Below are 7,607 nucleotides of genomic sequence, written 5' to 3'. Positions count from 1 at the left end.
AAACGGTCATCCATGATTTTGAATGCCAGTGCACGCAGTGGGCCTTTGATATCAACTATAGCGTGTTTACCGGTTTCGTTACCTTCCAAATCAACTTCTGGTTGTGGATCAACTTCAGTTGGATCAGGCAGGTAATCAACAACGGCATCCAGGATTAACTGCATACCTTTGTTTTTGAATGCCGAACCACAGTATGTTGGGAAGAAATCCAATTGCAATGTACCTTTACGGATACATCTTTTCAGATCTTCGATAGAAGGCTCTTCACCTTCCAGATATTTTTCCATCAGATCATCATCCTGCTCTACAGCAGTTTCGATCAGTTTTTCACGCCATTCTTCAATTTGGTCAGCCATATCAGCTGGTGGCTCTTCGATGGTGTAGTCTTCAGCATTTTTCTCATCTTTCCAGATCCATGCTTTACGGGTCAGCAAATCGACAACACCGGTAAATTCATCTTCAATACCGATTGGCAAAACCATTACCAGTGGCGTTGCTGCCAGTACGTCTTCAACCTGTTTTACAACACGGTAGAAATCAGCACCGATACGATCCAGCTTATTAACAAAGATCAGACGAGAAACTTCTGAGTCATTCGCATAACGCCAGTTGGTTTCTGATTGCGGCTCAACACCACCACTACCACAGAAAACACCAATACCGCCGTCCAATACTTTCAGTGAACGATATACTTCAATCGTGAAGTCAACGTGACCTGGGGTATCGATAACGTTCAGACGATGGCCTTTCCATTCACAGGTTGTGGCTGCTGACTGGATAGTAATACCGCGTTCGGCTTCCTGATCCATAAAGTCCATGGTGGATTCACCATCATGAACCTCACCGGATTTATGAATTTTACCGGTCAGTTTAAGAATACGTTCGGTGGAGGTGGTTTTGCCCGCATCAACGTGAGCGAAAATACCAATATTTCTGTACTTGGATAAATCGGAAGAAGCCATAATCCTGTCTCTTTTGTGTGAAAAACCGATGTTGTTTACATCATCAGGGAGTTAAACCCGCAAATTCTAAACTACAATGCTTCGGGATGCATCCCGAATTGATATCAAAGCCTGTAAGTGCCCTGATAGCAGTCTTTTGAAGTTTCGGATTGAATTACTACGCCCTTAACAGGCGCATTTTTGCGATTTTTAACGGAGCTTTTGCTGTAATGGCAACCATTGATGCCGATACACTACGCCCGGTGTGGCAAACACCAGAAACAAACTCAAGGTAGTGACAAAAAACTCCCACTGCTGGGGATAAATATTGCCTGCATACTGCTGCTCAAAAGCGATGGAGACCAGTAAAGCTACAAAATAATATACTACTACTTCAAACAGTCTTAACCAGGCATTTTTACCATTTTTTAACGGGATAAACAGAAATAATCTTGAATTTACCCATGGTAAATTTGCCAGCACAAACATTATCAACAGCAGTAACCAAATCGACATTTTTAAACCTAACTAAATATTCTGGCGCAAAGCGCAAATAAACTTCCCGGAAACAAACCGAGTAACAGTACTGCTAATACGTTGCCACTCAGCAGGTACTGCATTGAGGTTGTGGCTGCGATATGGGGCTTTTCGGTGGCAGTGTCGAAAAACATCACCTTGACCACTCGCAAATAATAATACGCACCTATAACCGACATCACGACAGCAACAATAGCAACGGCCAGTAAATTAACATCGACGACTGATTTAATCACGCCTAATTTCGCATAGAAACCGGCCAGTGGTGGAATACCCGCCATGGAAAACATCAGTAACAGCATCATCAACGCATGCCAGGGGTGGCGTTGCCCCAGACCTTTAAAGTCTTCTATCTCTTCAGCTTCAAAGCCCTCACGACTCAGCAGCAGAATCATACCAAAACTGCCTAATGTCATCAGTGCATAGACCAGGGTGTAAAACAATGCTGCAGCATAGCCTGCCTGTGTTCCGGCTAAAACACCTAATAATAAAAAACCAACGTGCGAAATGGTGGAATAGGCCAGCATCCGCTTTAAGTTGCTCTGTGCAATTGCCAGCAGATTACCCAGGATAATCGACAATACGGCCAGCATGATCAGCATATTGCGCCAGACACTAAGCATATCGCCCATACCTTCCGTCAATATACGTATCAACAAGGCAAAAGCCGCTATTTTGGGGGCACTAGCGACAAATAAAGTAATAGCTGTGGGCGCCCCCTGATAGACATCCGGTAACCACATATGAAACGGTACCGCACCAAACTTGAAGCCGATACCAATCACCAAGAACACAATGCCCAGACTCAGGACTGTCTGATTCAATTCTTCAGTGTCTAATGCTACGGCTATGGCCTGGATACCTAATTCACCAGTGACCCCGTAGATAATCGACATGCCGTATAACAACATGCCCGAAGCCAATGCGCCCAAAATAAAGTACTTCATTCCGGCTTCGGTAGCGGCAAATGAATCTCGTTGCATGGCCACCATGGCGTATAGACAAAGCGACATCAATTCCAACCCTAAATACAGCGTCAAAAAGTGATGTGCCGACACCATTACCAGCATACCCAGGGTGGCAAACAAGGCCAGTACATAAAATTCGCCCTGCAATAAATTTCGGGCCTGTAAATAACTATAGGAATAACTCAACACAAGCATATTTACCAGACAGATCGCCAGTTTAAGGATATCGCTAAGCGGGTCTTTGATATAAGTTTCAGAAAAGGTCAGCCCACCCTCACCCATCATCCAGAAAACCGTGAAAAAGGTTACTAAAAGACTCAATTGGCTTAATGCATGTACCAGATTGATTCGACGATTACCGGTAAAAGCGACCACGAGCAGCACAATACAGCACATAGCCAGCAGCAGCATCTCTGGCAAGGCAAACAGCATATTTGGAACCTCAAACGCCATATGGTGTTTCCTTTAAAGCTTTGACTGAGTGATTTGCAGCAGCAGATTATCTACCGACGCATGCATCACATTAAGTAACGGATCGGGCCAAATACCAATCACTAAGACAATGACCGCCAGACTTGCCAACAGCAGCATTTCCCGTGAGTTAATATCCTGTAATTTAGCGACTTGGTCATTGGCGATCTCTCCAAAAAATACCCGTTTGACCATCCACAAGGTATAAGCCGCGCCCAGAATTAAAGTCGTGGCCGCCAGAAAGGCATACCAGAAGTTGGCCTGAAACGCCGCCAGGATCACCATAAACTCACCGACAAAACCTGAAGTACCGGGCAACCCGGCATTGGCCATCGCAAAGAACACGGCCAACGCGGTAAATTTCGGCATGCTGTTGGCGACACCGCCATAGGCACTGATTTCCCGGGTATGCATCCGGTCGTATAACACGCCCACGCTGAGGAACATCGCCGCAGCGATAAAGCCATGCGAAATCATCTGGACCATCGCACCTTCAATCGCCAGCACCTGCCCATTCCCGATACCGATAGTGATTGCCTCATTGGCAGTAATCCGAAATATAATAAACAAGCCCAGGGTGACAAAACCCATATGAGCAATACTTGAATAGGCAATCAGTTTTTTCAAATCGGATTGCGCCAACGCGACAAAGCCAATGTAAACAATGGCAATCAACGATAAGCCAATGACCAGCCAGTCCAGCGTCATACTGGCATCCGGGGTAATCGGCAGAGCAAAACGTAGTAGACCATAACCACCGATTTTCAGCGTGATCGCCGCCAGAATTACCGAACCACCGGTAGGCGCTTCAACGTGAGCATCGGGTAACCAGGTATGTACCGGCCACATCGGAATCTTCACTGCAAAGGCAATTAAAAATGCCAGGAAAATCCATATCTGTTGAGTCAGAGTCAAGCTGACAGCATGAAAGTCCAGAATCGAAAAACTGCCCGCCTGAAATTGCAGATATAACAGTGCAATAAGCAAAAACACTGAGCCGAAAAAGGTATACAGAAAAAACTTAATCGTGGCATAGACCCGATTGGGTCCTCCCCAGATGCCGATCACCAGAAACAGCGGAATCAGCATTGATTCAAAAAATAGATAGAACAGAATGGCATCAAGCGCTGCAAACACACCCAGCATCAAGCCTTCCATAATCAAAAAAGCAGCCATGTATTGTGCTGCCCGATCCTGAATGACCTGCCAACCAGCGATAACAACCAGAACTGTAGATATCGTGGTCAGGATCATCAGTGGCATCGAAAAGCCATCAATGCCAAGGTAATACTCGATATTAAATGTGGCGATCCATGACAGGCGTTCAACAAACTGCATTTGATGACTGGTGTTATCAAAACCGATATACAGCAAAAAAGACAGCATCATGGTGACGACACTGATAACTAAAGCCAATTGGCGGGCCAAAATCTGATTCTGTTTACAGAACAACAGCAAACCGCCGCCGATAATTGGCAGCAGAATCAATATACTGAGTAGCGGGAAGTCCATCATCTAATCAGCTTGCTCCTAAACCACAAACCAGGTGAGCAACAGCCACACCCCGATAATCATTACAAAGGCGTAATGGTATAAATAACCACTCTGCATTTTGCGCCCTACTCTCGAGATTAAACCCACTGTTCGTGCTGTACCGTTAACCACTAAACCATCAATTAACATTCGATCACCCACGCGAGAGAACAGCCAGCCCAGACCTCGTGATCCACCGGCAAAAACTTTGTCGTTAAATGCATCAAAGCCGTATTTATTTTCCAGAATTTGCCATAGCCACATCAGTCGATGCTGAATTTTGGCAGGCAGATCCGGACGTTTGAGATAGAGATACCAGGCGGTTACCAAACCGGCCATTGCCAGCCAGAACGGTGCGGTCATCAATCCATGGCTGATAAATCCGATTAACCCATGATAGTGGGCAGCTGCCAGTACATCATGCTGCGGCATAACGGTTATCGCATCGCTGAAGAAATTGTCATACACCAAAGTGCCAATCAAATAACCGGCCAATACCGATGGAATCGCCAGCAGAATCAACGGCCAGGTAACCACGCTAGGGGATTCATGTGGCGGATGGCCATGCGCATCAAAACGTTCTTTGCCGTGGAACACCAAAAACAAAAGCCGTCAGCTGTACAGACTGGTAACAAATACCCCTATCATCACAGCCCATAAGGCGAAGCTACTGCCTGGGATGGTCGACTCATGTACCGCCATAATAATGGCATCCTTGGAGAAAAAACCGGCCAGCCCGGGAAAACCAATTAACGCCAGCGTACCAACCAGACTCGTCCAATAGGTGATTGGCAGATATTTTTTCAGCCCGCCCATTTGCCGAATATCCTGCTGATGATGCAGCGCTAAAATCACTGAACCAGCCGCTAAAAACAGCAACGCTTTAAAAAATGCGTGGGTGAATAAATGAAAAACCGCGGCAGAATAAGCCGACACCCCAAGTGCTACGGTCATATAGCCGAGCTGTGACAAGGTTGAATAGGCAATAACCCGTTTGATATCGTTCTGAATCAAGCCCAAAAAGCCCATAAACAAAGCGGTGATCGCCCCAATCACCAGAATAAATGACAGTGCAGTTTCAGAATATTCGTATAGAGGTGACATTCTCGCCACCATAAAGATACCTGCCGTGACCATAGTAGCCGCATGGATCAATGCAGATATCGGGGTCGGGCCTTCCATCGAATCCGGTAACCACACATGCAGTGGAACCTGCGCTGATTTACCCATTGCGCCGATAAATAACAGAATGCCAATCACCGTCATTAACGACCAGGCGTAATTATCAAATATGGAAATGGTCTGCCCCGCCATCACCGGAGCCTGATTAAATACCTCCATATAATCCAGACTACCGGAATACATCAATACGGCAGCGATACCTAGCAGAAAGCCAAAGTCCCCCACACGATTGACCAGAAATGCCTTGAGATTAGCGTAAATTGCAGTGGGCTTTTTGTACCAGAAACCAATCAGCAGATAGGAAACAAGGCCAACCGCTTCCCAGCCAAAAAACAGCTGCATAAAGTTATTGGCCATCACCAGCATCAGCATTGAGAAGGTAAACAGCGAGATATAACTGAAAAACCGGCTGTAGCCGTCATCATCATGCATATAACCAATGGTGTAGATATGCACCATCAGCGATACAAAGGTCACCACGGTCATCATCACTGCAGTCAGTGAATCAACCAAAAAGCCGACTTCAATGCTCAGGCTGCCAACTTGCAGCCACTGATATACCGCCTGGTTATAGGTTGCGCCATCCATGACTACCAGCTTCAACACCCAGAGCGATAAAAAGAACGCAATACTGACACCGGCGATTGCCGCTCGATGTGACCAGTTCCGGCCAATCCTACGACCAAAAAAACCAGCAATGATACTGCCCAGTAAGGGGGCTAAAACAATGGTCAGTAACAGGGTCTGGGTCATGCCGTTAGCCCTTTAACCGGTTGAGATCATCAACATTGATGGTGCTGAGATTGCGGAATAATACGACCAGGATTGCCAGGCCAATCGCTGCTTCAGCCGCCGCAACAGTCAGAATAAAAAACACAAATACCTGGCCAGCGGCATCCCCGGCGTAATAAGAAAAGGCAATAAAGTTCAGGTTAACCGCCAGCAACATCAATTCAATACACATCAGCAGGATAATGATGTTTTTACGATTGAGAAAAATACCGGCAACAGACAAGCTGAACAAAATAGCGGCAACAATCAGAAAGTCAGATAAAGCAATCATGGTTTTCCTTTCCCATCCTGGCGTTTTTCCGAGGCCATTTTCACCAGACGGACGCGGTCTTTACTACGAACTTTGACCTGCTCAGCTGGATCCTGAGTTTTGCGTTTATTGGGCCGTAAGGTCAGCGTAATGGCTGCCACGATGGCCACCGTCAGAATCACCGAAGCGATTTCGAATGGATAAACATAAACCGTATACAACAGTCGGCCCAGCGTTTTGGTATTACTTTCATCAGAACCTTCAGGAACTGGCACCTGATCCAAACCAAAATTCGCCGCACCCAATACGGCAATTAATTCCAGCACGATCAAAACGGCAACTAATAAGCCTAACGGCAGATAACGGGTAAATCCTTCCTTAAGTGCACTGGTATCTATATCCAGCATCATGACCACAAACAGGAACAGCACCAGCACCGCACCGACATATACCAAAACCAGGCTGATCGCCAGAAACTCGGCTTCCAGCATCAACCAGATGGCTGCACTGGTAAAAAAGGCCAGCACCAGAAACAATGCTGCACGCACCGGATTTCTTACGGTAATCACCATGGTGGCGGCAAACAATAAAATGCCAGCAAAAAAATAAAACAGTATTTTTTCCATAATTATCCGGCCTATCGATAAGGCGCATCAGCCTCCCGGTCAGCAGCGATTTCCGTCTCGTATTTATCGCCAATCGCCAGCAACTGTTGTTTGTCCATAATGTTTTCACCACGATTTTCAAAGTGATAGGCAAATACTCGGGTTTCGACTATTGAATCCACGGGACAGGATTCTTCACAAAATCCACAGTAAATACATTTGAATAAATCGATGTCATAGCGCGTGGTTCGGCGTGTGCCGTCTTCACGAGGTTCGGTATCGATGGTAATTGCCAATGCAGGGCAAACCGCTTCACACAACTTGCAAC

At 46.2% G+C, this 7,607-nt stretch carries 7 protein-coding genes and 1 pseudogene; all 8 read right to left on the bottom strand.

Annotation, left to right across the window (positions count from 1 at the left end):
• Window positions 1-962, bottom strand: a 962-nt coding sequence (locus B3182_RS08245; protein WP_292752301.1) for a GTP-binding protein, incomplete at its 3' end; no start/stop codon positions are given.
• Between the two features lie 189 nt (window positions 963-1,151).
• Window positions 1,152-1,457 carry a DUF2818 family protein gene (locus B3182_RS08240; RefSeq protein WP_292353728.1) on the bottom strand — a complete coding sequence of 102 codons (306 nt, stop codon included), beginning with the start codon at window positions 1,455-1,457 and terminating at the stop codon, window positions 1,152-1,154.
• Window positions 1,458-1,465: 8 nt separating this feature from the next.
• Window positions 1,466-2,899 (bottom strand): NADH-quinone oxidoreductase subunit NuoN, encoded by a 1,434-nt coding sequence (gene nuoN, locus B3182_RS08235; protein ID WP_292353726.1) that lies wholly within the window; start codon window positions 2,897-2,899, stop codon window positions 1,466-1,468.
• A gap of 12 nt (window positions 2,900-2,911) precedes the next feature.
• Complete coding sequence (locus B3182_RS08230) at window positions 2,912-4,432, bottom strand: NADH-quinone oxidoreductase subunit M (protein ID WP_292353724.1); 1,521 nt, start codon at window positions 4,430-4,432, stop codon at window positions 2,912-2,914.
• A gap of 15 nt (window positions 4,433-4,447) precedes the next feature.
• Window positions 4,448-6,385: pseudogene (gene nuoL / locus B3182_RS08225) on the bottom strand (NADH-quinone oxidoreductase subunit L).
• 4 nt (window positions 6,386-6,389) lie between these two features.
• Window positions 6,390-6,695 carry an NADH-quinone oxidoreductase subunit NuoK gene (nuoK, locus tag B3182_RS08220; protein ID WP_292353720.1) on the bottom strand — a complete coding sequence of 102 codons (306 nt, stop codon included), beginning with the start codon at window positions 6,693-6,695 and terminating at the stop codon, window positions 6,390-6,392.
• The gene (locus B3182_RS08215; protein ID WP_292353718.1) at window positions 6,692-7,300 is read right to left on the bottom strand and encodes an NADH-quinone oxidoreductase subunit J; all 609 of its coding nucleotides are present in this window, start codon (window positions 7,298-7,300) and stop codon (window positions 6,692-6,694) included. The genes nuoK and B3182_RS08215 overlap by 4 nt, the downstream gene beginning before the upstream one ends.
• 11 nt (window positions 7,301-7,311) lie before the next feature.
• Window positions 7,312-7,607 (bottom strand): NADH-quinone oxidoreductase subunit NuoI (gene nuoI / locus B3182_RS08210; protein WP_292752298.1); only part of this gene is annotated, 296 nt, incomplete at its 5' end.

It is taken from the genome of Methylophaga sp. UBA4204 (assembly GCF_002379485.1).
Taxonomy (GTDB): Bacteria; Pseudomonadota; Gammaproteobacteria; order Nitrosococcales; family Methylophagaceae; genus Methylophaga.
The sequence above is the reverse complement of the archived record's forward strand: the minus strand, read 5'-3'. Positions and strand labels throughout refer to the sequence as shown.